The organism is Paracoccus alkanivorans (assembly GCF_003697785.1).
GTDB classification, from domain to species: Bacteria; Pseudomonadota; Alphaproteobacteria; order Rhodobacterales; family Rhodobacteraceae; genus Paracoccus; species Paracoccus alkanivorans.
Map to the genome: position 1 here is coordinate 224,941 of NZ_QOKZ01000002.1, position 25,969 is coordinate 250,909.

Sequence of the window (25,969 nt, forward strand, 5' to 3'; positions counted from 1 at the left end):
TTCAAAGATGCTGAACAATATCGGCCTTCCCGGGCTGCTTTTGATCGTGGCCGTAACCCTTGTGCTGTTCGGGCGCGGCAAGATCAGTTCCCTGATGGGGGAATTGGGCAATGGCCTGACGGCTTTCCGTCGCGGCTTGCGGGACGGTGAGGTTTCCGAAACCGCCGATCCACAGAAAGCGCCTCCGCGGATCGACGGTGGCTCCGAGCCCGGGAACAAGACATGAGCACCCCGCCACCTGTCGAACGAAACACCGCGAAGCCAATGCGCCTTCGCGGAACGAACCGTCACGCCTGGCCAGACCCGGCACATCCGGGCGGTCAATTCGGAAACGCACCGGTTGCAGAGCCATCATCCGGCATCCTGCCCGACAGGGCGAAGCCCGATGAAGCCGAGAGCAAGGCCAATCGAGCGCCTGCCGCTTGCGCGGGTTGCCAGACCGAGATTCCGGCAACCGAAACCCTGTGCGCAATTTGCATGCGGACCCGGGGCCATGTCTCAACCGGGTGGCGAACCCTTGTTCACTGGCTCATCCTGCTTGCGATTCTTCTGGTCTTGCTTGGCCTGGGGCACTGGCTGGGTCAGTAAGGGCGAATGACTATCCCGGCGCTGATCCCGTATTGGCGCCGGCTGCCGATGTTCGGATATGACATCAGCCCCGCAGCGATGGCGAAATCGAGTTCGCCGTGTCAAGCAGCGACGGCAGGATTTCCTCGCGCACCCGCGCATCGTCCCATGTATAGGCGGAAACCGAGCATTGCACCCCCGCAAAGGCCCGCCCGTCCGGTCCGATGATCGGCGCGGCAATGGCGACCTCGTTCAACAGCATCTGGTCGCGTGACATCGCGAAACCATTCGCCACGGTCTCGTCGATATGGCGGCGGATCTGGTCGCGGTCCAGCGTCGTGCGCGGGGTGAATGCCTTCAGCGGCCAGGTCTCGATCGCGGCTTCACGCTCTGCCTGGGACCATGTGGACAGGATCGCCCGCCCGGCCGAGGTGGACAGCGCCGGCAAGCGGCGCCCGATGATGGATGCCGCGAAATAGGTGCGTTTGCAGGGCAGGCGCGAGACATAGATGATGTGATCGCCCGAAATCTCGGCCAGATTGATCGTCTCGCCCAATTGCCGCGACAGGTCGATCAGCTTGGGCAATGCCGCCCCCACCAGCGGATCCGACCAGTAATAGCAATAGGCCAGTTCCAGCCAGGCATGCGAGGGGCGCAGCCGCCGCGTGACCGGATCCTTGTCCAGAAACCCCTCGTGATGCAGCGTATTGACCAGCCGTTGAATCGCGCTCTTGTCCATGCCGGTGCGCTGCGACAACTCACCCAGGCTCATTTCCGACTTGCTTTCGTCAAAGGCGCGCAGGACCCGCAGGCCCTTGGCAAGCGCGCCGACGAACAGGGTATCACGCCTTGCCTTGCCGCCATCGGACATCCCGGACCCTCTACCTTGTCAAAATGCTTGACGCATGAGCGATTCATCTGCTTACCTAATCACAATAAGGTTTCATGTATCGCAATGCAATACGATAAACCTGAAAGGGACCAACAAGGGGGAAGATTTGCAATGACATGCAAGACATTACGCAACGGCGTGGCCGTGATTGCCGTTCTGGCGGCCGGTGCCGCCTATGCGGAGAAGGCCAGCGACACCTTGCGCGTGGCATTCACCAAGGAGCTTGAGAGCGTCGACAGCTATTTCAATTCGGCCCGCGAAGGGGTCGTGTTGCAGCGCGCAATCTGGGACGGGCTTATCTATGCCGACCCGCAGACCGGCGAATATTCCGGCAATCTGGCGACCGAATGGAAATGGATCGACGACACCACGCTGGAGCTGAAGCTGCGCGAGGGCGTGAAATTCCACGATGGCAGCGACTTTACCGCCGATGACGTGGTCTACACGGTCGATTTCGTCGCCAAGGAGGAAAACGGCGTCAAGACGCAGCGCAACGTCAACTGGATGGATCACGCCGAGAAGGTTGACGATTATACCGTCCGCATCATCACCAGGGAACCGTTTCCCGCCGCAATCGAATATCTGGCCGGTCCGGTCTCGATGTATCCTTCCGATTACTACGAAGAGGTTGGACCCGAGGGTATGGGGCTGAAGCCTGTCGGCACCGGCCCCTACAAGGCCGTCAGCGTCGAGCCGGGCAAGCATTTCGTGCTGGAGAAGAACGAGGAATATTTCGACGGACCAAAGGGCCGGCCCGCCATCGGCAAGATCGACATCCGCACGATCCCGGACGTGAACACGCAGATGGCCGAATTGTTCAGCGGCCAGCTTGACCTGATCTGGCAGGTGCCCACGGACCAGGCCGAGCGGCTTGGCGAAATGGGACAGTTCACCGTCACCAATGAAAGCACCATGCGGGTGGGCTATCTGAACATGGACGCCGCCGGGCGCTCCGATCCGGACAGCCCCTTTACCAAGCTGGAGGTCCGGCAGGCCGTGAACCTCGCGATCGACCGCGAGGCGATGGTCAACGAACTGCTCAAGGGCAAGTCCAAGCCGATCCATACCGCCTGCTTTCCCAGCCAGTTCGGCTGCGATCAGGACGTGACCGAATATCCTTACGACCCGGAAAAGGCCAAGGAGCTTTTGGCCGCGGCAGGTTATCCGGACGGTTTCACGACCGAATTCTATGCCTATCGCGACCGCCCCTATGCCGAGGCCATCGCCAGCTACCTGAACGCGGTCGGCATCAAGACCGACTTCAAGATGCTGCAATATTCGGCCCTGCGGGAACAGAACATGAAGGGCGAGGTGCCGATCTCGTTCCAGACCTGGGGTTCGTTCTCGATCAACGACGCCTCGGCGATGGTCAGCCAGTTCTTCAAGCATGGAGAACTGGACGATGCCCGCGACGACGAGGTTCTGGCAGAGCTCAATATCGCCGACAGTTCGATAGACCCGGAGGAGCGGAAAGAGCACTACCGCACCGCGCTGCAGCGGATCGCCGATCAGGCCTATTGGGCGCCGCTGTTCTCGTATAACACCAATTACGTGTATTCGAAGGAAGTGTCCTACACGCCGACTCCGGACGAGGTTCTGCGCTTCCATGCCATGACCTGGAACTGAGCCGGGTCCATCCAATGCCCGCTTCCCGGATGGCCGGACGCCCCGGCCATCCCCTGCCCGGCGCGATTTGCCCGGCTTTCGCAAGCAAGGATGTGAATTCAGATGCTTCGCTTTATTCTCAAGCGGCTTGGGCTGGCGATCCTCGTCGCCTTCACCGTGTCCTTCATCAGCTTCAGCCTGCTGTTTCTGGCCGGTGATCCGGCCATCGCCATCGCGGGCGAGAACGCCAATGCCGAGGACATCGCCGCGATCCGCGAGCTATACGGCTTCGACCGGCCCATGCTGGTGCAATATGCCGAATGGCTGTGGAACGCCCTGCGGTTCGATTTCGGGCAAAGCTATTACTTCCGGCTGCCGGTTGCCGACCTGATCGCCGAGCGGCTGTCGGTCACGATGACCCTCGGGGTCTGCGGTATCCTGTTTGCGCTGCTGACCGCCGTGCCCCTGGGCGTGATCGCGGCAATCCGTCCCAATTCGCTGATCGACCGGATCGCCCTGTTCCTGTCGGTCGCCGGACAGGCGATGCCCAGCTTCTGGTTCGGGCTGATCCTGATCGTGGTCTTTGCCATTCAGCTAGGCTGGCTGCCCGCCTCCGGCGCATCGAGCTGGCGGCATTTCATCATGCCGACGGTGGTGCTGGGTTATTACGCAATGCCGGCGATCATGCGCCTGACCCGCGCCGGAATGCTGGAGGTGCTGTCGGCAGACTATATCCGCACCGCCCGCGCCAAAGGGGCGTCCGAGGGGCGCGTGATGTTCAAGCACGCCCTGCGCAACGCGATCATCCCGGTCGTGTCGCTGGCGGCGGTGCAGATGGGTTTCATGCTAGGCGGCTCGATCGTGGTCGAGTCGATCTTTGCGCTGCACGGGGCCGGTTTCCTGGCCTGGGAATCGATCGGCCGGAACGACCTGCCGACAGTGCAGGCGCTGATCCTCGTCTTTGCGCTCTTCTATATCATATTCACCTTTCTGGCCGATGTGCTGAACGCATGGCTGGATCCCCGGATGAGGAGCAGCTGAGATGACGGCTCTTCCCGACATCGTCGAAATCACCGGCCCGACGCCCGGCCAGCAATTGCGCAAGCGCATGTTCGGCCATCAGGGCTTCATGATCGGGGCGGTTTTCCTTGTGATCCTGGTGCTGATCGCGATCCTCGCGCCGGTGCTGGCCCCGCATGATCCCTATTCGCAAAGCCTTGGCGACCGGATGGTGCGGCCGGTCTTCATGGGCGGGACATGGGAACATCCGCTCGGCACCGACCATCTGGGCCGTGATTACCTGTCGCGACTGATCTATGGCGCCCGGATCTCGCTGCTGATCGGCACGGTCGCGGCGCTGATCTCGGGCCTGATCGGCACCACGCTCGGGGTCGCCGCCGGCTATTTCGGCGGGCGCGTCGATGCGGTGGTGACCTTTCTCATCAATGTCCGGCTGGCGATGCCGGTGGTGCTGGTCGCGCTTGCCGTCGTAGCGATCCTCGGCGGGTCGCTGAACGTGGTGATCGGGGTTCTGGGCCTGCTGCTGTGGGACCGCTTCGCCGTGGTCATGCGCGCCTCGACATTGCAGATCCGCAACCGCGAATTCGTCGCCGCCGCCCGAGCGATCGGCTGTTCCACCCCGCGCATCCTGCTGTCCGAGATCCTGCCCAATATCTTCAACAACCTGATCGTCGTCGTCACGCTGGAAATGGCCCATGCAATCCTGCTGGAAGCGGCTCTGTCCTTCCTTGGCCTGGGCGTGCAGCCGCCAACGCCAAGCTGGGGGCTGATGGTATCCGAGGGCAAGAACATGATGCTGTTCGAGCCGTGGCTGGTGCTGATCCCCGGTGCGGTGCTGTTCCTGCTGGTGCTGGCGATCAACCTGATGGGCGACGGGCTGCGCGATGTCACCGCGCCCGAGAACCGCAACTGAGAGGGCAAGACATGAGTAACGATCCCATACTCTCCGTTCGCGACCTGACGCTGGATATTCCCACGGCGGGCGGCACGCTGCACGCGGTCAGGGGTATCGATTTCGACCTGCACCGGGGCGAGACCCTGTGCATCGTGGGTGAATCCGGCTCGGGCAAATCTCTGACCTCGCTGGCGCTGATGGGGCTTCTGGCACCCAAGATCCAGCGCAGCGCCGCCCGGATCGATTTCGATGGCACCGATCTGCTGAAGGCCTCGCGCCGCCAACTGCGACATCTGCGGGGCGCGCGCATGTCGATGATCTTCCAGGAGCCGATGACCTCGCTCAACCCCGCCTACACGATCGGCGACCAACTGGCCGAGACGCTGCTGCTGCATCGCAAGGTCAGCCGCGCGCAGGCCCGCGCCCGGGCGGTAGAGCTGCTGGAAAAGGTCGGCATCACCGCCGCCGAAAGCCGCCTGTCGCAGTTCCCGCATCAGCTTTCGGGCGGGTTGCGGCAGCGGGTGATGATCGCCATGGCGCTGATGTGCGAGCCCGAACTGATCATCGCGGACGAACCCACCACCGCGCTCGACGTGACCATCCAGGCGCAGATCCTGCGGCTGCTGGTCGATCTTCAGCGAGAGATGAACATGGCGATGATCCTGATCACCCATGACCTGGGCGTGGTGGCCCGCGTCGCCGACAAGGTCGCGGTGATGTATGCGGGCGAACTGGTCGAGACCGGCTCTGCCAAGGCGATCTTCCGCCAGCCCGCGCATCCCTATACGCGCGGATTGATCAACTGCATCCCCGTTCCCGGCCGGACCGAGCGGGGCGCACGCCTCGGCACCATTCCCGGCATCGTGCCCTCTCTGGTCGGCGAGGTGAACGGTTGCCCCTTCCGCGGACGTTGCGATCAGGCGGTGGACGCATGTGCAAACGCGATCCCGCTGCATCAGCTTGATGACGATACGCATGAGCTGCGCTGCGTCCATCCCGACGGACATCGCCATGAGGAGGTGACAGCATGAGCGATACTCCCGTTCTGGAACTGAGGAACGTCTCCAAGACCTATACGGTCAAGCAGGGCATCTTCGGCAAACCCAGGCCTTTGCGCGCGGTGAACGATGTCTCGCTCAGCCTCGGACGTGGCGAGGTGCTGGGGCTGGTCGGCGAATCCGGCTGCGGAAAATCCACGCTCGCCAAGATCCTGCTGGGGCTGGAGGCGCCCTCAGAGGGGCAGGTCCTGGTCGATGGCCGGGCGATGACGGGTCAGGACCGCATCGCCCTGTCGCGGCGCATCCAGCCGATCTTCCAGGACCCCTATTCCTCACTGAACCCGCGCAAGAGCATCGAGGATATCGTCAGCCTGCCGCTGCGGGTCCACCGCATCGGAGACGCCGCCAGCCAGCAAAAGAAGGTGCGCGAGATTCTGGATATCGTCGGCCTGCCCTCGCGGGTGGCGCGCAGCTATCCAAGCCAGATGTCGGGCGGCCAGCGCCAGCGCGTCGCCATCGCCCGCGCATTGATCATGAATCCCGAGATCGTCATCTGCGACGAGCCGACCTCGGCGCTGGATGTCTCGGTGCAGTCGCAGATCCTGAACCTGCTGGGCGACCTGCGGCAGGAGTTCGGGCTGACCTACCTGTTCATCAGCCACAACCTTGCCGTGGTCGAGCATCTCGCGACTCGCGTGGCGGTGATGTATCTGGGCCGGATCGTGGAAGAGGCCGGCGTGGCCACACTGTTCGAGGAGGCGCGCCATCCCTATTCCCGCGCCCTGCTGGAATCGGTGCTGACCCCCGATCCCGGTCTCGGCGTGCCGGATACGCAGCTTGGCGCGGCCTATCCCAACCCGATCTCTCCGCCCTCGGGCTGCGCCTTTCATCCGCGCTGCGCAAGCGCAATGCCGCAATGCTCGCAAATCGCACCCAAGCCGATCGCGACATCGGACGGCCATGTGGAATGCCATCTTTACGACGACGCGCCGATACGGGCCGCAAGCTGAGGAATGACCATGATCTCTTCTCATTCGCGCACGCAGAAAGTGCGCAAGACCGTCCCTGAAACACGCGGTGGCGTCGTCGCCGCACAGAACACGCGCGCAGCCCGGGCCGGGGCCGAGGTGCTGGCTGCCGGGGGAAATGCCATCGATGCGGCGGTTGCGGTCTCTTTCGCCATCGGCGTGCTGGAGCCATGGATGAGCGGACCGGCCGGCGGCGGCGTCATGATGCTGTGGCACGCGGATGAGGAACGCCCCGAGACGATGTATTACGGCATGCGCTCGCCCGCAGGGCTCGATCCGGCGGATTATCCGCTGGCGGGCACCGGCAAGGCCAGCGACCTGTTCCCGTGGGAAGCGGTCGTGGACGACCGGAATATTCGCGGGGCGACGGCAGTCGCGGTTCCGGGCGTGGTGGACGGTATCGGGCAGGCCCATGCGCGCTATGGCCGCATGCCCTGGGACGAGCTGCTGGCCCCCGCGATCGGTTTCGCCCGCGAGGGGCTGCCGGTCGACTGGTATGCCGCGCTGATGATCGCCTCGGCCACGCGCGGGCTGGCCGCCGATCCGGATGCCGCCGCGATGTTCCTGGAGGACGGGCAATGGCCAACCATCGCGGGCTGGACCAGCACCACCGGCAAAACCCTGGCGATGGACGGCATGGCCGCCACATTGGCCGAGATCGCTGCAAAGGGTGCGCGGGAATTCTATGACGGCGATGTCGGCGCGGCGCTTGCCGCCGATATCCAGGCCAAGGGCGGCAGCCTCTCGCATGACGATCTGCGCAGCTACCGGGCCGAGTTCCAGACGCCGCTTTCTTTCGGGCGCGGGAAGGCGCGTTTCCACGTGACCCCGCATCTGACCGCAGGCCCCACGTTCTGCGACCTTTTCGCCGCGCTGCCGCCATTGACCGGCACGCCCGATGCACAGGCTTTCGCGGCCTATGCGGGAGCGTTGAAGGCGGCTTACGCGCGGCGCCTGTCAAGCATGGGCGATGATGGCGAAAGCCCCGATGCGCCGGGCTGCACCACGCATTTCTCCATCGTGGACCGCGACGGCAACATGGTCGCGATGACGCAGACATTGCTTTCGGCCTTTGGCTCGCAGGTGGTGTCGCCCTCGACCGGGCTGTTGCTGAACAACGGCATCATGTGGTTCGATCCGGTTCCCGGCCGGCCCAATTCACTGGCTCCGGACAAGCGCTGCCTGATGAATGTCTGCCCGGTCATCGGCGAAAACGGCACGCGCCGCTTTGCCTTTGGCGCCTCGGGCGGGCGCAAGATCGTCGGCGCGGTGGCGCAACTGTCCTCTTTCGTGGCGGATTTCGGCATGGATCTGGATGCCGCGTTCCATCACGGCCGTATCGACCTGTCGGGCGGCGATGTGGTGACGATCGACGACGCTCTGCCCCAGCCAGTCCATGACGCGGTTGCCGCCGATCACCCCGTGACCCGCTTTCCCCGAACCGTGTTCCCCTTTGCCTTCGCCTGCCCCGCCGGGGTCATGCGCGACGGAAACACCAATACCGGCTGCACCGAGATCATGTCGCCATGGGGCGACGCCATCACCGAACCGGAGACCGAGGCATGACCCGCCAGACCGCCCTTGCCAACGCCGAACATTATTTTGACAGCGGCGCGTTCCAGTCCGATCTTGGCGCGCTGGTCGGCTATGAGACCGAAAGCCAGAACCCCGATCAACGCCCCGAGCTTTACCGCTATCTCGAACAGGCAATGTTACCGAGACTGGAGGCGGCGGGTTTCACCTGCCGGATCCACGACAACCCCGACCCAAAGGGTGGCCCGCTGCTGATCGGCGAGCGGATCGAGGATCCCGCCCTGCAGACCGTGCTGACCTATGGACATGGCGATGTGATCCGTGCCCAGACCGAGCAATGGCGCGACGGGTTGCATCCCTTCCGGCTGGTGGAGGAGGGCGAACGGCTTTACGGTCGCGGCAGCGCCGACAACAAGGGACAGCACCTGATCAATATCGCCGCGCTCGAAGCGGTGATCGCGGCGCGCGGAAAGCTGGGCTTCAATGTCAGGATCGTGGTCGAGATGTCCGAGGAGACCGGCTCTGTCGGACTGCCCGAATTCTTTCGCGAGCACCGGCAGGAACTTGAGGCGGATGTGCTGATCGCGTCGGACGGGCCGCGACTGCAGCCGGAGATCCCGACGCTGTTCATGGGATCGCGCGGCGGAACCAGCTTCGACCTGGTGCTGGTTCTGCGCGAGGGTGCGCATCACTCCGGCAATTGGGGCGGGTTGCTGGCCGATCCGGCGATGATCCTGTCGCACGCGCTGAGCTCGATCTGCGACCGGCGCGGCCAGATCCGGATCCCCGAGTGGCGCCCGGACAGCCTGACCCCCAAGGTTCGGGAGGCTCTCAGGGGTCTGCCGGTCGAGGACGGAGACGGACCCAGGGTCGATACCGATTGGGGCGAAGAAGATCTGACCCCGGCAGAGCGCGTCTATGGCTGGAACAGTTTCGCGATCCTCGCGATGAGTTCGGGCGTGCCCGAGGCGCCGGTGAACGCCATCTCGGCCCGGGCACGGGCCACCTGCCAGCTGCGCTATGTCGTCGGCACCGATCCCGACGACATCCTGCCCGCGCTGCGCCGCCACCTGGACGCGCATGGTTTCGAGGCGGTGCAGATCATTCCCCATGACCGCGGCTTTTTCCGGGCTACCCGGCTGGATCCCGATCACGAATGGGTCCGCTTTGCCGCCGCCTCGCTCGAACGCACGGCGGGCAAGGCGCCGCATGTCCTGCCCAATCTCGCCGGGTCGCTGCCCAATGACAGCTTTACCGATATTCTCGGCCTGCCGACGATTTGGGTGCCGCATTCCTATCGCGGCTGCTCGCAGCACGCCCCGAACGAGCATGTGCTCAAGCCGCTATGCCGCGATGCGTTGCGGGTCATGGCCGGGCTGTGGTGGGATATCGGCGAGATGGTTTAGGCCGGCTTCGTCACGGCCCGCCTGTTGCACCGGCAAGAGCGCATGCGGGTGCAACAGATAGGTATTTGAACAAAGAAGAAAAGCACGCAGCAGCTACTCGAACCCCTTGAAACCCGGCATTCCCGAGATGGGCGGCGCCTTGGCGAGCGCCGCGATATCGGCCCGGGGAAACGCCATCGCGGGATCGGCGGCACAGATCGCCTCGATCTCGCGGGCGAAGCTCAGCAGTTTCGCGTCCTCGTTCCGCCGTCCGATGATCTGCAGGCCGAAGGGCATGCCCTTCTCGTCCCGCCCGACCGGCAGGGTAATCGCCGGATGCCCGGCAAGCGTCACGGCATAGGCCAGCGACAGCCAGTGGTAATAGCTTTCGGTCCGCTGGCCGTCGATTTCGGTCGGGTAGAGCTCGTGCCAGTCGCGGGGCGAGATGGTGACAGCCGGGGAAAGGATGAAATCCGTGGTCCCGAAGAAATCTTGCCAGCGGCGATAGTAAGAGGTCTGCGCGGTCAGCGCCCGGGTCACGTCCTCGACCGAGAAGGACAACCCCTCATCGATATTGGCGTGCACATTCGGGCCATAGCTTTCCGGAGTCCGCCTTACCCCGTCCAGATGCGAGCCCAGCATGGCCACCCCGCGCAGGACGGCAAAGATTCGATCGGCATCGCTGCAATCGGGATGGCTTTCCTCAAGGCGGCCCAGATGGGAACGCAGGTAGTCGATGCGCCCGGTAAAGGCGCGGCGGATGATCCCTTCGGTCAGGGCAAAGCCGAAATCCGCCGTGAAGGCGACCCGCCATTGCGCGGCATCGGTCGGTGCAGGACGGGCGAGTTCCGCCGCATTCCAGATCGTGCCGCCATCCAGCACCGGGGTCAGCGGATCGTTCCGGTCCGGGCGGGCCATGACCGACAGCATCAGCGCGGTATCGTCCACGCTTCGCGCCATCGGTCCCGAGGTCGACAGGTGGAACATGCCGATCCCGCGCCCGTTACCCGGCACGAGCCCCGGCGAAGGGCGGTATCCCACCACCCCGCAGAACGCCGCCGGATTGCGCAGGCTGCCGCCGGTATCCGAGCCGGTGCAAAGCGGCGCCATGCCGCAGGCCAGTGCCGCGGCGGAACCGCCCGAGGAACCGGCGGCGCTTTTTGCCGGGTCATGCGGATTGCCGGTCGCGCCATAGACGGCATTGCGGGTATTGGCGCCAAGCGAGAATTCGGGATTGTTCGTCTTGCCCAGAACCACCGCCCCCCCGCGCCGCATGGCGGACACGATGGGATCGTCACGCCTGGCGATATTGTCCTTGTAGATCAAGGAACCGAATGTCGTCGGCAAGCCGGTGACATCGATCATGTCCTTGACGCCAAAGGGCAGCCCCTCGACCGCCCCCAACGGCTCGGACGACATCTGCCGCGCCTCCGAGGCGCGCGCCTCGGCCATCACCGCCTCCTCGTCCATCGCCACCACGGCATTGACGGCCGGATCGAGGCTGCGCACCCTCTCTATACAGGCTCGGGCAAGTTCCACCGGCGACAATGCGCGGCGGCCGATAAGGGCGCGGGCCTCGCAGGCGGTCAGATCAGCGGGGTCGGTCATCCTGTTCCTCCGGTTCCAGGTGCTGCGGGTCGGTTGGTTCACTTCCATCTCATGTCGAAGAAGCGGACGAATTCGTCCGGCGTCGGCGTGAAGTCCAGTTCCGGCGACATGACGTAATTCGCGGTATAGGTCCAGAGCGGCACCCAGTAAGCCTCGTCGGCGATCAGTTTCAGCGCCTTGGAATAACTCTCCTTCCGCGCCGCGTCGTCGGTCGTGGTGTCCCCGGCTTTCAGCAAGGCGGTCAGGTCCGGATTCCGGGCATAGTCGATCTCGGAGCCGTCGAAGAACTTCGATGTCGAGGCCGATACATCGGCGACCGATCCCGATCCCCATGTCATGAATGCCGTCGGCACCTCTTGCTTCAGCACCTTCTCGGCCAGCGCGGCGTATTGCAGGACGTTCAGCCTTGCCGTGATTCCGACTTCGGCCAGCATCTGCGCGATCGCCTCGGCGGCAGGACGGTCGCGATAGGCATAAAGCTCGATTTCGAAACCATCCGCATAGCCCGCCTCGGCCAGCAGTTTCCTGGCCTTTTCCGGGTCATATTCATAGGCCGTCACGTCCTGCTCGCATCCGAACTGCAGCGGATTGCAGATCGAATTGATGATCTCGGAGCTTTCCGAAAAGAACGCGTCGCGGATCGCCTTGCGGTCAATGGCATGGTTGATTGCCTTGCGCACGCGGATATCGGTTGTCGGCACATCCTCCCCGGTTCGCCCCGAGGCATCGAGCGAGACATAGCCGAACCGCATCGTCGGGGCTTGCGTGACGGTGAAACGCCCCTGCTCGGCGATCTTCTGCGCCTGCTCTTCGGGAACCTGCCAGAGGAAATCGATCGAGCCCGAGAACAGCTCGGCGATCTGCGTGTTCACATCGGGGATGCTGCGCACCTCGACGGTGCCGATCTGCGCTTTCTGGCGCGGCCCCTCGGCGTGATAATCGGCAAAGGCCGTCAGCGTGAAACCGGTGCCCGGCGTGATCGATTCAAGCTGATAGGGGCCGGTGCCCACAGGTTTCTGCGCGAAACCCTGGGACCCGACCTCCTGGTAATACTGGTCGGGATAGATCGGCATCGCGCTGTCGACATAGGCAAGCGCGGCGGGGAATGGCTCTTTCAGATGGACCCTGACGGTATATTGGTCGAGCTTCTCGGCACTCTTTATCCAGCCGACGGTGTTGGGCATCGCCACGCCGGTTGCCGGGTCGGCGAAATGATTGAAGGTGAACACCACGTCGTCTGCGTCGAACGCCTCGCCATTGTGAAAGGTGATGCCCTGCCGCAGCGTGAATTCCAGTGTCAGGTCGTCGACCCATTCAAAGCTTTCCGCCAGATTGCCGACCCATTCCCCCGTTTCAGGATCGTGCTCGACCAGCGAATCGAATACCGCATAGCCGAAGATCGTGCTCTCGCGCGCCGAACTGAAATAGATGTCGGCATTGTCGAGCTCTTTCGCAAAGGCGATCCGAACCGTGTCATCCGCCTTGTTCGCCAGCGCGGAAAGCGGCAGCAGGGCGGCCAGTGCCGACATCGCGAAGATCCGTGACATATTGTTCATTGTTCCAGTTCCTTCCTGTTGTTTCATGTCAGATTAACTTCCGGCCATCGCCCGCGCTTTCGCAGCCGGGCCGTTGCGTCATGCCGGTTCCTGCGATCATGCGATTCCTTGACGGCCCCCCTTTGTATTCAGTTGAAACGCGCCGGATCCAGGGCGCGGGTGACGGCAAGCGGATTGCCGGACATCAGTTCGGCCAGGATATGCGCCGAGGCCGGCCCGGCGGTGAAGCCATGATGGCCATGGCCGAAATGCAGCCACAGCCCCTTGTGGCGGGGCGCCTCACCCAGAACCGGCAACATGTCCGGCATGCAGGGGCGATGACCGAACCAGGGCGCGGCCTCGACCGCCTCGCCAAGGTCGAAAAGCTCGCGGCTCGATGCCTCGGCACGGCGGATCTGGCGGCTGTCGGCCGGTGCGTCCATCGCGGTGAACTCGGCCCCCGTGGTCACGCGCAGCCCCCGCTCCATCGGGGCCAGGAACACCCCCCGCTCGGCATCCAGCATCGGGCCTGCCGGCCCCTCCTTCATGGCGAAATGCCGGTGATACCCGCGCTTTCGGAACATCGGGATGCGATAACCAAGCCGCTCGGTCAGGTGCCGCGTCCATGGGCCGAGCGCCAGAACAACATGTTCCGCCGATTGGCGGCCATCCTCGGTCAGCACCGACCAGCCATGGCCATCGGCCCGCAGGCTCTGCGCATCGCCATGGCTGAACTCTCCCCCGCGCTGCATGAACAGCCGACCATAGCTGGCCGTCAGCGCGCCGGGATCGCGGCATGTCCAGACCTGCGGATATCGCAGCGCCCCGGCCGCCCGCAGCTTCATCGCGGGCTCTGCCACCGCCAGCATGGTGCCATCCTCGGCTGTGAACGCAATGCCATGGTCGCGCCGCACCGCTTCGGCTTTAGCGCAAGCCGCATCAAGGGCTTTTGCCGTCCGGAAGAGGCAACGATATCCCTTGCGTTCGATCAGGTGATCCGCCTTTGCCGCCTCGATCAGCGGCGCGTGATACCGGTCGGCATCGGCGATGAGGTGCCGGTATTGCGCAGTTGCCCGTGCATGGTTCCGGGGAGCCGAGTTCCGCCAGTAGCTCAGCAATGGGCGCGCATGTTCCGGCAGCGCCGCAAGATGCCAGTTCACCTCGCTGCCGCGTTTCAGGGCAATATTGACCAGCGCATGCAGGGAACGCGGAAAGGCGTAAGGCTCGACCGCCTCGGTCTGGATCACCCCGGCATTGCCATAGCTCGTCTCGCGCCCGATCCCGCTGCGGTCAACCAGCAGCACCCGATGCCCCCGCTGCTGCAACGCCAGGGCGGTGGATACGCCGACCATGCCGGCACCAAGAACGATCACATGCAATTCCGCGCCCTTCCCGCTCGCCTTTTCGTTCATGTTGTCCACTATAGTGTATTTGTGTACTCTATAATGGATTATGCCCGGTGCACCTGCCCGGTTGTCAAGAAAAAACCCGCGTTACCACCCAAGGGGGAGTCCGGCCATGCAGCGCGCAAGGGGAACTGATCGCATTCTAGATATCCTGGAATGCCTCGCCCGCGAGAACCGCCAGATGAGCCGCGCCGAATTGACGGAAAGGACCGGCATGCCGCGCTCGACCGTTTACGCCCTGACCGATCTTTTGCTGCAGCGCGGCTGGCTGGAGGAAGGCGGCGGCGCATTGCAGCTTGGCCCGCAGGCGAGTTTCCTCAGCAACGCCTATCTGCACCAGCATGGTTTCGAACAGCTTGCCCGCCGGATCCTCTCCGAGCTTTCCGCGGCGACGGGAACATTGACCGAAATCGACGTGGTCGAGGATTGGGTGCATGTCGTCGCGCTTAGCGAGGGACGGATGGCGCAGGGTTATCTGCGCCCTATCGAGGGCGCGCGCCTGCCGCTGATGCCGACCGCCGCGGCGCGGGTGATGCTGGCAGAACTGCCCGAAGAGACGATCCGGCGGAATATTCCAGATGACGACATGCGGGATGTCGCGGGAAATCCGGTCAGCTGGGAAAGCTTTCTTGCCGAGATGAAAGCCGGTCAGGTCAAGGGTTATGTCACCGTGACGGGCTGGTTGGAGGGCACGGTGACCACGCTGGCCTGCCCGCTGGTGGATGGACAGGGCCGCATCCTCGCCTCTCTCTGCATGATCGTGGAAACGCGGGAGATACAGGAAAACCTGCATTTCCACCTTGTCCGCCTTCAGGAGGCCGCCCGCAAGCTGTCAGGCATCATGCAGCGGACAAGCTGGCCCTATGCCGAGCAATTATGGCAGAAGCTGCATGGCGGGACATCCGGCGGATCGTGACGCGAACGGGGAACGGTGTCCGTGAAGCCGAGGCTTTCGCGCCTGGCTGCAATCTCTGCAAGCATCACGCCGTATCAGTCCGCCTTCGGTATAGCTGCCGCCAATCGTTGACGGCAGCACCAAAAGCCTGAAACCGGGTCAACGGAACAGCACCAGCGAACCGGGCGACCATGCCAGCCGAACGGCCGTGCCGACGCAGGGCACATCGCGCCCAAAAACATTGCGCATCGAGATTCGCACGGTTCTCGCCTTGCCATCCAGACGGGCGGAACCGTCCAGGCGCAGGTCGTAATAGGTCATGTCGCCGTAATAGACGACCTCATCGATCACCGCGCCGGTTTCACGGGCCTGCTGGCTGGTCTGACCGGGTCTCAGCAGGGTCATGGTCTCGGGGCGGAAACCGATCATCGGGCCACTGTCATCGGCATCGGCGCGGCTGATCTGCCCTTCGGGCAAGTCCACGACACCGAGCCCCGGGATATCGGCCGTCGCGCGGCCGTCGGCCTCGTCCAGGATCCGCGCGGGCAGGAAATTCATCACGCCGATGAAATCCGCCACGCGGCGGCTTGCCGGACGGGCATAAAGCGCCTCGGGCTCGTCAAGCTGGGCGATCTCGCCCTCGAACATCACCGCGATGCGGTCCGACATCACCAAGGCCTCTTCCTGGTCATGCGTGACCAGCACGAAGGTGATGCCGACCTGCCGCTGCAGTTTGATCAGTTCCACCTGCATCTGCTCGCGCATCTTGCGGTCAAGCGCCGACAGGGGCTCGTCCAGCAGCAGGACCTTGGGCTTGAGGATCAGCGCGCGCGCCAGCGCCACACGCTGCCGCTGTCCCCCGGACAGCGCATGGGCCGCCCGCCCGCCATAGCCCCTGAGGCCCACCATCTCCAGCGCCTCTTCCACCATCGCGGCTTTCTCGGGCTTCGGGCGGGGGTCGCGGCGCAGACCGAAGGCGACGTTCTCGGCCACGCTCAGATGCGGAAAGATGGCGTAGGACTGGAACACCATGTTGGTGGGCCGCCTGTTCGCCGGCACATCCTCCATATGCCTGCCATCGATCAGCACCGCGCCCGCGGAAATATCCTCGAAACCGGCGATCACGCGCAGAAGCGTGGTCTTGCCGCAGCCCGACGGTCCCAGCAGCGAAAAGAACTCGCCCTCGCGGATGCTCAGGTCGATGCCGCGCAGGGCGTGGTAATCGCCGTAATATTTCTGCAGCTCGCGGCATTCGATCATCGGGCTTGAATCGTCGCTCACAGAAAGCCTCCGCTATCCTTGCCGCCGATCCGGGCAATGCCCCGGCGGCGGAAATATTCGCCGATCGCCAGAAGGATGATCGACAGCGCCACCAGCACGGTGCCGAGCGCCATGATCATCGGGATCTGCTTGGGAAAACGCAGCTGGCTAAAGATATAGGTCGGCAATGTCGGCTCGTTCCCCGCCAGGAAGAAGGCGATGATGAATTCGTCCAGGCTGATGGTGAAGGAAATCAGCAGCGATGAGATGATCCCCGGCATCACCAGCGGCAGGGTGATCAGCCGGAAGGCGCTCCATTTCGTCTCGCCCAAATCATAGGCGGCCTCTTCCAGCGATCGGTCGAGGCTGGCAAAGGCGGTGGAGAGGATGGCGATCCCGTAGGGCATGCAGATCAGCGTATGACCGATGATCACCGTCAGGATCGACAATTCCGCCCCGACCCCCAGCAGCACGACCAGCAGGGACATGGCGACGATGATCTCGGGCAGGACCATCGGCAGCATGATGAAGCCCATGATGCCGGTCTTGCCCGGAAATTCGAAACGGGTGGAGGCGCGGGCGGCGAAAATGCCGAAGCAGGTCGCCAGCACCGAGGCCGACATGGCGATGGTCAGGGAATTCGTCAGTGCCCGGCGCAGCGTCGCATTGCCCCACATCTGCACGAACCAGTCGGTGGTGAACCCCTTCAGCGGAAAGGCGATGATCGTGCCGGAGTTGAAGGCGAACAACGGCAGCAGCAGGATCGGCGCGTAAAGAAACAGCAGGTAAAACAGCGTATAGGCGCGCAGCCCCCCGCCCTGGAACCGCCCCGCACTCATTGCTTCACCTTCAGGAACCGACGGTTGAGCGCCAGGAACAGCAGGCTGACCACCGCCACGACCAGCATCGCCGTCACGGCCAGCGCCGAGCCGAGCGGCCGGTTGTCCAGCGCCAGCATTTGCACCTGTATCAGGTTGGCGATCATCGGGATCTTGCCGCCGCCGATCAGTTCGGGCGTCACGTAATCACCGATGGTCGGGATAAAGACGATCAGCACCGCCGCGATTACCCCCGGCATCGCCAGAGGCAACGTCACACGCCAGAAGGTCATCAGACGGTTTTCTCCCAGGTCCCTGCCCGCCTCCAGCAGCGACCGGTCGATCTTCTCCAGCGCCACGAAGATCGGCAGGATCGCGAAGGGCGCATAGGCATGGGCCAGCGTCAGCACGATGGAGTTGACGTTGTAGAGGATGAAGGTCAGCGGCTCGTCGATAATGCCAAGTCCGGTCAGCGACGAGTTGATAACGCCGTTATAGCCAAGGATCACCTTCCACAGAAACACCCGGATCAGGTAGCTGGTCCAGAATGGAATGGTAATCAGGAACAGCCACATGGATTTCCGCTCGGGCCTAACCATGAAGCTGACATAATAGGCGACGGGAAAGGCCAGCACGACCGTGACCAGCGTCACCAGAGCCGACACCATCAGCGAGCGCAGCATGACGGTGCGCACGATCGGATCGGTCCAGACCTGCCGGTAATTGTCGAGCGTGAACTCGCGGACGACTTCGAGATAGCCATCGGTCAGGAAGCTGTAGCTCAGGATCGTCAGGATCGGCGCGGCGAGAATCGCCAGCGCATAAATGAATGGCGGCGCAATCAGGGTAAAGCCCTGTCTCGCCTCGGCATCCATTCCACGTTTCGCCATTGCGTCGTCCCTGCTGCGCCCGTTCGGGGTCTTGCCCCAATTCCTTCCACATGGGCGCGACGATGGAAAGAGGGTTTCTGAGCGTTTCAACCGGCCTTGCCGCGGTTCCCGTTTCGGGGATAGCCTCGGCGCCGGATCAATGGGCAAATGGTGAAGACATGACAGCAGTTGATATCCGTCGTCTGTCCCCGGGCGACAGGGAACGCTGGAGCGCGCTTTGGCAAGGCTATAACCGGTTTTACAAGCGCAGTGTCGAGGAACGGGTGACGGCGCGCCTCTGGGACCGGCTGACCGCCGGCACCGGCGAGCCTTTCGGCTTCGGGGCCGAAGTCGATGGCAGGCTTTGCGGGTTCGCGCATTATTTCTTTCAGCCCTCCACCTCGGACTGGAACCCGCGCTGCTATCTGCAGGATCTGTTCGCCGATCCGGATATCCGTGGCAAGGGCATCGGGCGCGCGCTGATCGAGGCGGTCTATGCCGAGGCCGACCGTCACGAGGCGGCGCAGACCTATTGGCTGACGGAAGACAGCAACGCGACTGCCCGGCTGCTGTACGACCGGATCGGGAAGCAGACACGGTTCATAAAATACATGCGATAACGCTGTCCGGCCTGTGACCGGGCTTCACCGGAAAGGATGGGCGCGAAACGCCCGCCATGCCTATTTCGCCGGTGCTGTAATGGCTGCGAAATCGGCGGCCAGCGCGTCGGCATTGCGAAACAGAAGGGCGCAGTCGGTCGCCACCGACACGAAATTCACACCGGCGCCGCAATAGCGCCGGGCATGATCGGTGTTCGGCGCCAGAACCCCGGTGCTCTTGCCAAGCTTCTGCACTGTCCGCGACGCCTCGACGATTCTGTCAAACACCTCCGCCTGATCGGGCTTGCCCAGAAGCCCCATGCTTGCGGACAGATCCCCGGGACCGAAGAACACCGCGTCCACCCCGTCCACGGATGCGATCTCGTCCAGCCGTTCCAACGCCTCGACGGTTTCCACCTGCACGATGGCGAACAATGTCTCTTCCGCCCGTTCCACGTAGCGCGGAAGATGGCCGTAACGGCTCGCGCGGTGCATGGCTGCAAAGCCGCGCATCCCGCCGGGCGGATAGCGCATGGCACTGACGGCAGCTTGCGCCTCTTTCGCGTTTTGCACCAGGGGCAGCATGATGGTCTGCGCGCCGATATCCAGGTAATGCTTGATCAGCACATTGTCGTTCCATGGCAGGCGCACCACCGGAATTGTCGGGGTCGCGCTGAGCGCGCGCAGATGCGCCATGGCGTCATGCAGGCTGACCGGCGAATGCTCCGCATCGATCACCAGCCAGTCGAACCCGGCCCAGCCAAGCCCCTCGATCACATTGGTGGAGTTCAGCATCGACCAGATGCCGGTCAGAACTTCTTTTTTGGCCAATGCCTTGCGGAACGGATTCTCGAAATTATCCTGGATTGTCATATGCCTTTTCCACCTTGTTCAGAAAGAGCCCTCGCCGGGGGAACGGTGGCCCATGGGAATTTCGCGCCGCTGATCACCATTCGGCGTAAACGCCATCGCGATGACGCCAGTCGGGATCGGGCAAGGACCAGTCCATATGGGCGGCCTCGATGGCGTCGCCTTTCAGGGTCAGCCCAAGTCCCGGGCCTGCCGGGCAGTCGAACCTGCCATTCCTGGTCGTCAGAACATCGGTATCCTCGAGGTAATCCAGGATGTCGGCGGGGGGCAGCCCGGCATATCCCTGGTTGTAGTGAAGCCCGAGGCCCTGTTCCTGGATGACCGTGTTGGCGCAGCAGAAATCCACCTGCAGCGAGGCCGCCAGGGAGATCGGGCCATTGGGACAATGAGGCGCAACGCCCACATCGTATATTTCCGCCAGACGGGCGATCTTTTCCATCTCGAACAGGCCGGTGATGGAGATGTCGGGCTGGATGACATCCACGCCTCCACGTTCCAGCAGACGCTGGAAATCCCACCGGTGGAGCATTCGTTCGCCGGTGGCAATCGGGATATGCGGACATATCCGCGCCAGCAAGTCATCGGTCCCGGCATGCTCGGGCAGGAAGGGCTCCTCGATCCAGAGCGGATCGAACTGCCCGATTTCCCGGATCATCTGCTTGAGCACCAAACGCGGCACACGGCCGTGAAAATCCAGGGCGATGTCGATACTGCCGCCGAAAGCGTCCCTCAGGCTGCCCATGCGCCGAACGAGGTTCTCGGTCGCCTCGCGCCATTCCAATGGCGCTACGGCAGGCGTCGCGTTCATCTTGACCGCATCGAAACCCTGTTCCACGCGCTCTTTCGCATGGCGCACCACATCGCCGGGATCGTCCCCGCCGATCCAGGTATAAGAACGGATATTGTCGCGCACCCTGCCGCCGAGAAACTCGAAGACCGGCATGCCCGCCCGCTGGCCCTTGATGTCCCACAGGGCTATTTCAAGCGCGGCTGTGGCCGTTCCGAGGATCGGGCCATTTCTGAAAAAGCCGCCCTTGCGCAGGGAAGAGGCGATATCCTCGATCCGCGCGGGGTCCATGCCCAGCACGACATTCGTCAAATCCGCGATGGCCCCGATGACGGCATTCTTGCGCTTGGGGATGATGGCCTCTCCCCAACCGACCAGCCCTTGCGCCGTCCGGACGCGAACGAAGATCCAGCGTGGCGGAACCGTGAAACTGGTGATTTCCGCGATCCTGTCCATCTTACAGCGCCTCCTCCGTATCGATATCGAAGAGGTGCAGCGCCTCCGTATCGATTTCCAGCTCGACCGTTTCGCCGGGGCTGAAACGATGCCCGCGCTCCATCCGCGCGGTAAAAGTCGCCGCTCCGTTCCCGAGATATAGATACTGCTCCGATCCCAGCATCTCGACCAACTCGACTTCGCCCTTCAGGATGGATTGCGCGTCCCTGCGCGGCAGGTGCAGATGCTCGGGGCGGATGCCGGCCAGAACCTCGCGCCGCCCGCCGATCCGGTCAAGCTGCTCGCGGGATAGGGCGATCGCCTCCCCAGTATTCCGGACAACCAGCCCGGAACCGCCATGATCCACGTCGCAGCGCAGGATGCCCATGGAAGGCGTGCCGATGAATGTCGCCACGAACAGGTTTCGCGGCCGGTCATACAGATCCTCCGGCGTGCCGATCTGCTGGATCCGCCCCTGGTTCATGACCGCGATCCGGTCGCCCATGGTCATCGCCTCGACCTGATCATGGGTCACATATACGGCCGTCGCGTCCACGCTGCGGTGAACGTTCATGATTTCCGAGCGCATCTGCACCCGCAACTGCGCATCGAGATTCGACAGCGGTTCGTCCAGCAGAAAGACCTCCGGATCCCGGATGATCGCACGGCCAAGCGCGACCCGTTGCCGCTGACCGCCCGAAAGCTGCCTGGGACGCCGCCCGAGCAGCCCGTCAAGGCTGAGGAGCGTGGCGATCCGCCTTACCTTTCCGTCGATCTCGGCCTTGGACAACCTGCGGCGCCTGAGGCCGAAGGCCATGTTGTCATAGACCGTCATATGGGGGTAAAGCCCGTAATTCTGGAACACCATCGCGATATTGCGGTCCCCGACATCGACATTGTTGACCCACAGGTCATCGAACATCATGTCACCGCGAGAGATCGTCTCGAGCCCCGCGATCATGCGCAGCAGCGTCGTCTTGCCCGAACCGGACGGGCCGACGAGAACGACGAATTCGCCATGCGCGATATCGATGTTGCAGTCCTTCAGGACCGTGAGGTTGCCATAGTCTTTCTCGACATTGGAGATCCGGATGCGTGCCATGCGGCTATGTCCCTGAAACTGGATGCGTGATTTCGGCGAGGAAAGGATCGCTGCGGCGGCTGATGCTCCTGCCGCCATCCACCGGGTAGTCCGCGCCGGTCACATGAGATGAATGCGGACCGGCCAGGAACGCGATGACCCGGGCGGCATCCTCGGGCGTGCCGGCCCGCCCCAGCAGCGAAGGACAGGAGGCAACCGGTGCCCCATCGTGCAGTGCTTCCAGTTCCCGGTGGAAATTCTCGGTGCCGATCACTCCGGGGGAAACGCTGTTCACGCGGATGCCAAGCACCCCGAGTTCCACGGCAAGGGCACGGGTCATGCCCGCGACCGCCCCTTTGCTTGCGGCATAGGCGGCATAGCTGGGAACCGGCAGCGCCTGTTGAATGGAGCCGACATTGACGATCGCTCCCTCCTTGCGGCGGGCCATGTCCAGAGCGGCATGCCTCGCCAGGGCGGCAGCGGCGATGACATTGACCTCGAAAACCTCCCTCCATTCTTCCGGGCCGGAGGCCAGCACCGACTGGCGCGTACCGTGATGGGCAGCATTGTTCACGAGGATGCCGATCCCGCCCCAGCTTTCGACGGTGCGGGCGACCAGCGCCCCGGGCGCCTCCGGATCCAGCAGGTCCCGCGCGATCATGTCCACCTTGCAGCCGCGATCACGCAACCGGCGGCCGATACGTTCCAACCCGGCTTCGTCCCGGTCGGTCAGTGTGACCGGATGACCCTGACTGGCGAAAAGCTCGGCCACGGCCCGTCCGATGCCACCGGCTGCACCGGTGACGAGCACGCCTGGTTTTATGGTCTTGTCCGTCATGCTCAGGTCCCCGTCACCGAACCGGCCGTCAATCCGCGCACCATCGACCTTTGAACGGCGAAGAACGCGATCATCAGGGGAAGCGTGGTGATGGCTGAAGCGGCCATCATCCCTCCCCAATCGGTCTTGAACTGGCCGGTAAAGGTCAGGACCAGCGCGGCAGGCAGCGACTGCTTTTCGATGCTGGTGATGAAGGTCAGCGGGTAGATGAGGTTGTTCCAGGCCTCCATCAGCACGAAGATGCCGGTGGTCACGAGGCCCGGATAAATCAGCGGGACAATGATCCTCAGCAGGATTTCCCATTGGCGATAGCCGTCGACGCGCGCGGCCTCTTCGATTTCCACGGGCACCGCGTCGATAAAGCCCTTCAGCATCCAGACGGCGAAAGGCAGACCGAAGGTCGTGTAGCCCAGGATCAGGCCGAACATCGTGTCCAGAAGACCGGTATTGAGCAGGATCAGGTAAAGCGGCGCCAGCAGGACGATCATCGGAAACATCCGCACCACCAGAACCAGGTAACCCGTCTGGTCGGCGGTCCGGAAATTCCTGCGCGACAGGGCATAGGCCGCCGGGACCGCGATGACCACCGAAACGATCGCGGCCAGAAAGCAGGTGATCACGGAATTGATGAAGAACGAGACGAATGGCAGATCGCCCTGGAACAGCCTGACATAATTGCCGAAGGTCGGGCTTTCGGGAATGAGGGTCGGCTCAAGCCGGGTCGCTTCCAACTCGCTCTTGAGCGAGGTGCTGATCATCCAGTAGATCGGTGCAACCGTCCAGAACAGCGCAACGGCAATGCATATATATTGCAGCGCCCTGCCCGAGATTGCGCGGAAGGTGCCCCTGCTGCCGGCTGTGCGATGCGATTTGTCAGTCATTCTGCCTGTTCCACAGCAATCGGATGTAGAAAACCGAGACCAGAAGCAGCAGCAGCAGCCAGATCAGCCCGAGGGCCGAGGCATAGCCGATCTCGAAGCGCTCGAACGCCATCCGGTAGACATAGACGACAAGCGTTGTCGTCGCGTATCCGGGACCGCCCTGGGTCATCACCCAGACCTTGGCGAAATCGTTGAAATTGGAGATCACCATAAGCAAGCTGCCGACCACCAGCGGATTGCGCAGGAAAGGCAGCTTGATATGGAAGATGGTCGACCACAGGCCGGCCCGGTCCACCCGTGCGCTTTCCAGCACCGCGTCCGGGATACCGGACAGCGCGGAGGAGACCAGAAGGAAGAAGAAAGGCGTCGTCGCCCAGATATTGGCGACGATGATCGCGCCAAGCGAAATGTCGGCCCTGTTCAGCCACGAGACCGGATTGCCGATCACGCCGAGGTCGAGCAGGATGTCATTCACGATCCCGCCATTCTGCATATACATGAAGCGGAACAGGAACGCGACGACCACGAACGGCACCGCCCATGGGGATACGACAAGGGCGCGGACAGCGGTCCAGACGGGGCCCTTCAGATTTTCCAGAAGCAGGGCGACCGCGGTCCCGATCAGCATAGAGACAAGAACCGTTCCGCCGGTGTAGTAAAGGGTATTCTTCAGCGAGATCCAGAATATGCGGTCACTCGCCATCTGCGCGAAATTGTCCAGCCCCAGATATTCCGGAGGGGTGAAGTCAAGCAGATTATACTCGAAAAAGGACAGGTAAACCGTCGAAACCACGGGATAACCGATGATTGCCAGAAGAACCAGCAGGGTCGGCAGAACCATCCAGTGCAGGAACGGCGCCTTCCCGCCGGCCCGGCGGGAGGAAGCCTGTTTCGAATGAGCGGGCATGGATCAGTTGCCGATCTGGTTCTGGATGTCCGATGCGATATCGGCGACCGGGCGGTCGCTGGTGACTGCCTCCTGAACGCCCGCCATGATCACCGTCGCATATTCGGCGAATTCCGGCCCGAACGGCATGGGAGAGATGGTGGGGATGATATCGTTCGAGAAGGCTTCGATGACCGGTGTATCAAGCAGCTCCGCCACCGCAGGATCCCCGACGGATTTCGCCGGTGGGATCGAGCGGTTGGTCTCGATCGTGTAGGTCTTGACCGCAGCCTCGTTGGTGGCGAGGTATTTCATGAATTTCCAGGCCGCCTCCTTGTGCTGCGAGTCCCTGAACATCACCAGTTGGTGACCGCCCTCGAATGAATATCCCTTTCCGCCCGGCCCGGCGGGCATCGGGACAACGCCGTAATGCGCGTTGAACTCCTCTGCACTCATGCCGTTTGTCGACTGGATGACGCCCTGCACCAGCACCTGGTCCCACAGGAACGCCACCTGGTCCTGCGCGAAGAGAGGCCGGAATTCGCCGATCTTGCGGCCGGGATCGATATACCCCTTTTCCGAGATATCCCGCAGCCAGCCCAGGTAAGCCTGCATCTCTTCGCTTTCCGCGCCCCCGGCGGCAACCGGATCCGCGCCGAAGGCCCGGATCCAGGGCCAGTTCGCTTGAAGTGCGAAAGCGCGGTTGGTGGTATCGATCCCCAGGACGATCACCTCCGGGTTGGCTTCCCGGATCGCCGCCATGGCTTCGTTCAATTCATCGATGGTTTCGGGCGGGTCTTCGGGATCGAGCCCGGCATCTTCCATCAGCTTCTTGTTGTACCAAAGCCCTGCCGGTGCCTGGTTCCAGGGAAAGGCAATCAGATCCTCGCCAACCATCAGCGGCTCATAGGCGCCGGGTTTCAGCGTATCGAGAAACGCCTTGTCGGCATAGCCCTGCAACGGCTCCAACCCGCCGGTCGAAGACAGGGCGAATGTATCATTGCCCGCGACCTGCGCGACATCCGGCGGATTGCCGGAGCGCAGCCGCAGGACCAGTTGGCGGGCCATTTCCGCGAATGCGATGCTCTCGCTTTCGATCTTGATATCCGGATTCTCCGCCTCGAAGGCGCTGATCACCTGCTCCATCCCGTCGCGCGTCGCGCCTTCGGCGGTGGCCCAGTTGGCGAATTTCAATGTGACCTGCTCTGCATGCACCGTGCCGGAAAGCCCGACGAAAGCAATCAGTGCCGCGGATACGAGTCTTTTCGGCAAACCCAT

Annotated in this window: 24 protein-coding genes; 10 read left to right on the plus strand and 14 right to left on the minus strand. The window is 63.1% G+C overall.

Translation table 11 applies throughout. The annotated features are described in order from the left end of the window. Positions 1-7: 7 nt before the first annotated feature. Entirely contained in the window at positions 8-226 is a 219-nt protein-coding gene (locus C9E81_RS05795) for a twin-arginine translocase TatA/TatE family subunit (RefSeq protein ID WP_122111372.1), read from the plus strand. A gap of 426 nt (positions 227-652) precedes the next feature. Here C9E81_RS05795 and C9E81_RS05805 read toward each other — a convergent pair whose 3' ends face one another. Continuing rightward, the gene (locus C9E81_RS05805; RefSeq protein ID WP_122111374.1) at positions 653-1,438 is read right to left on the minus strand and encodes an IclR family transcriptional regulator; all 786 of its coding nucleotides are present in this window, start codon (positions 1,436-1,438) and stop codon (positions 653-655) included. A gap of 132 nt (positions 1,439-1,570) precedes the next feature. On the opposite strand from C9E81_RS05805, the gene C9E81_RS05810 reads away from it, so the two are divergent. From C9E81_RS05810 to C9E81_RS05840, 7 genes are all read left to right on the plus strand, one after another. Beyond that, positions 1,571-3,085 (plus strand): ABC transporter substrate-binding protein, encoded by a 1,515-nt coding sequence (locus tag C9E81_RS05810; RefSeq protein WP_122111375.1) that lies wholly within the window; start codon positions 1,571-1,573, stop codon positions 3,083-3,085. Between the two features lie 102 nt (positions 3,086-3,187). Then, positions 3,188-4,105: an ABC transporter permease gene (locus C9E81_RS05815; protein ID WP_122111376.1), complete on the plus strand. Its 918-nt coding sequence runs from the start codon at positions 3,188-3,190 to the stop codon at positions 4,103-4,105. Position 4,106: 1 nt separating this feature from the next. Then, entirely contained in the window at positions 4,107-4,997 is an 891-nt protein-coding gene (locus C9E81_RS05820; protein ID WP_122111377.1) for an ABC transporter permease, read from the plus strand. Between the two features lie 11 nt (positions 4,998-5,008). After that, positions 5,009-6,010: an ABC transporter ATP-binding protein gene (locus C9E81_RS05825; protein WP_122111378.1), complete on the plus strand. Its 1,002-nt coding sequence runs from the start codon at positions 5,009-5,011 to the stop codon at positions 6,008-6,010. Next, complete coding sequence (locus tag C9E81_RS05830) at positions 6,007-6,987, plus strand: ABC transporter ATP-binding protein (protein WP_122111379.1); 981 nt, start codon at positions 6,007-6,009, stop codon at positions 6,985-6,987. The genes C9E81_RS05825 and C9E81_RS05830 overlap by 4 nt, the downstream gene beginning before the upstream one ends. A 9-nt stretch (positions 6,988-6,996) precedes the next feature. Continuing rightward, positions 6,997-8,571, plus strand: coding sequence for a gamma-glutamyltransferase (locus tag C9E81_RS05835; RefSeq protein WP_243698527.1), 1,575 nt, complete (start codon positions 6,997-6,999; stop codon positions 8,569-8,571). Continuing rightward, complete coding sequence (locus C9E81_RS05840; protein WP_122111380.1) at positions 8,568-9,944, plus strand: M20 family metallopeptidase; 1,377 nt, start codon at positions 8,568-8,570, stop codon at positions 9,942-9,944. The genes C9E81_RS05835 and C9E81_RS05840 overlap by 4 nt, the downstream gene beginning before the upstream one ends. Before the next feature lie 93 nt (positions 9,945-10,037). Here the strand turns inward: C9E81_RS05840 and C9E81_RS05845 are convergent, their stop codons facing one another. The 3 genes from C9E81_RS05845 to C9E81_RS05855 form a co-directional block, all read right to left on the minus strand. After that, positions 10,038-11,531: an amidase gene (locus C9E81_RS05845; protein WP_122111381.1), complete on the minus strand. Its 1,494-nt coding sequence runs from the start codon at positions 11,529-11,531 to the stop codon at positions 10,038-10,040. 38 nt (positions 11,532-11,569) lie between these two features. Continuing rightward, complete coding sequence (locus C9E81_RS05850) at positions 11,570-13,087, minus strand: ABC transporter substrate-binding protein (RefSeq protein ID WP_208021118.1); 1,518 nt, start codon at positions 13,085-13,087, stop codon at positions 11,570-11,572. 128 nt (positions 13,088-13,215) lie between these two features. Continuing rightward, a complete protein-coding gene (locus tag C9E81_RS05855) occupies positions 13,216-14,478 on the minus strand; it encodes an NAD(P)/FAD-dependent oxidoreductase (protein ID WP_122111382.1) in 1,263 nt (420 codons plus the stop codon). Between the two features lie 106 nt (positions 14,479-14,584). Between C9E81_RS05855 and C9E81_RS05860 the strand changes: the two genes are divergently transcribed. After that, the gene (locus C9E81_RS05860; RefSeq protein ID WP_166461826.1) at positions 14,585-15,388 is read left to right on the plus strand and encodes an IclR family transcriptional regulator; all 804 of its coding nucleotides are present in this window, start codon (positions 14,585-14,587) and stop codon (positions 15,386-15,388) included. A gap of 138 nt (positions 15,389-15,526) precedes the next feature. On the opposite strand, the gene C9E81_RS05865 is transcribed toward C9E81_RS05860, so the two are convergent. The 3 genes from C9E81_RS05865 to C9E81_RS05875 are packed head-to-tail and all read right to left on the minus strand — an operon-like array spanning position 15,527 to position 18,335. Then, the gene (locus tag C9E81_RS05865; protein ID WP_122111816.1) at positions 15,527-16,627 is read right to left on the minus strand and encodes an ABC transporter ATP-binding protein; all 1,101 of its coding nucleotides are present in this window, start codon (positions 16,625-16,627) and stop codon (positions 15,527-15,529) included. Positions 16,628-16,644: 17 nt separating this feature from the next. After that, positions 16,645-17,466: an ABC transporter permease gene (locus tag C9E81_RS05870; protein ID WP_122111384.1), complete on the minus strand. Its 822-nt coding sequence runs from the start codon at positions 17,464-17,466 to the stop codon at positions 16,645-16,647. Then, complete coding sequence (locus C9E81_RS05875; RefSeq protein WP_122111385.1) at positions 17,463-18,335, minus strand: ABC transporter permease; 873 nt, start codon at positions 18,333-18,335, stop codon at positions 17,463-17,465. Before C9E81_RS05875 ends, C9E81_RS05870 begins: the two co-directional genes overlap by 4 nt. 158 nt (positions 18,336-18,493) lie before the next feature. Here C9E81_RS05875 and C9E81_RS05880 point away from each other — a divergent pair, with 158 nt between their 5' ends. After that, on the plus strand, positions 18,494-18,934 hold the full coding sequence (locus tag C9E81_RS05880) for a GNAT family N-acetyltransferase (protein ID WP_122111817.1): 441 nt from the start codon (positions 18,494-18,496) through the stop codon (positions 18,932-18,934). Positions 18,935-18,994: 60 nt separating this feature from the next. On the opposite strand, the gene sfcE is transcribed toward C9E81_RS05880, so the two are convergent. From sfcE to C9E81_RS05915, 7 genes are all read right to left on the minus strand, one after another. Further along, positions 18,995-19,786 carry a sulfofucose degradation aldolase SfcE gene (gene sfcE, locus C9E81_RS05885; RefSeq protein WP_122111386.1) on the minus strand — a complete coding sequence of 264 codons (792 nt, stop codon included), beginning with the start codon at positions 19,784-19,786 and terminating at the stop codon, positions 18,995-18,997. 73 nt (positions 19,787-19,859) lie between these two features. Continuing rightward, positions 19,860-21,026 carry a sulfofucose degradation dehydratase SfcF gene (sfcF, locus tag C9E81_RS05890; RefSeq protein ID WP_122111387.1) on the minus strand — a complete coding sequence of 389 codons (1,167 nt, stop codon included), beginning with the start codon at positions 21,024-21,026 and terminating at the stop codon, positions 19,860-19,862. 1 nt (position 21,027) lies between these two features. Continuing rightward, positions 21,028-22,107, minus strand: a complete 1,080-nt coding sequence (locus C9E81_RS05895; protein WP_122111388.1) for an ABC transporter ATP-binding protein — start codon at positions 22,105-22,107, stop codon at positions 21,028-21,030. Between the two features lie 4 nt (positions 22,108-22,111). Continuing rightward, positions 22,112-22,924: a sulfofucose degradation dehydrogenase SfcH gene (gene sfcH / locus C9E81_RS05900; protein WP_122111389.1), complete on the minus strand. Its 813-nt coding sequence runs from the start codon at positions 22,922-22,924 to the stop codon at positions 22,112-22,114. Positions 22,925-22,926: 2 nt separating this feature from the next. Then, on the minus strand, positions 22,927-23,805 hold the full coding sequence (locus C9E81_RS05905; RefSeq protein ID WP_122111390.1) for a carbohydrate ABC transporter permease: 879 nt from the start codon (positions 23,803-23,805) through the stop codon (positions 22,927-22,929). After that, a complete protein-coding gene (locus C9E81_RS05910) occupies positions 23,798-24,646 on the minus strand; it encodes a carbohydrate ABC transporter permease (protein WP_166461828.1) in 849 nt (282 codons plus the stop codon). The genes C9E81_RS05905 and C9E81_RS05910 overlap by 8 nt, the downstream gene beginning before the upstream one ends. A gap of 69 nt (positions 24,647-24,715) precedes the next feature. Further along, positions 24,716-25,969, minus strand: a complete 1,254-nt coding sequence (locus C9E81_RS05915) for an extracellular solute-binding protein (protein ID WP_122111392.1) — start codon at positions 25,967-25,969, stop codon at positions 24,716-24,718.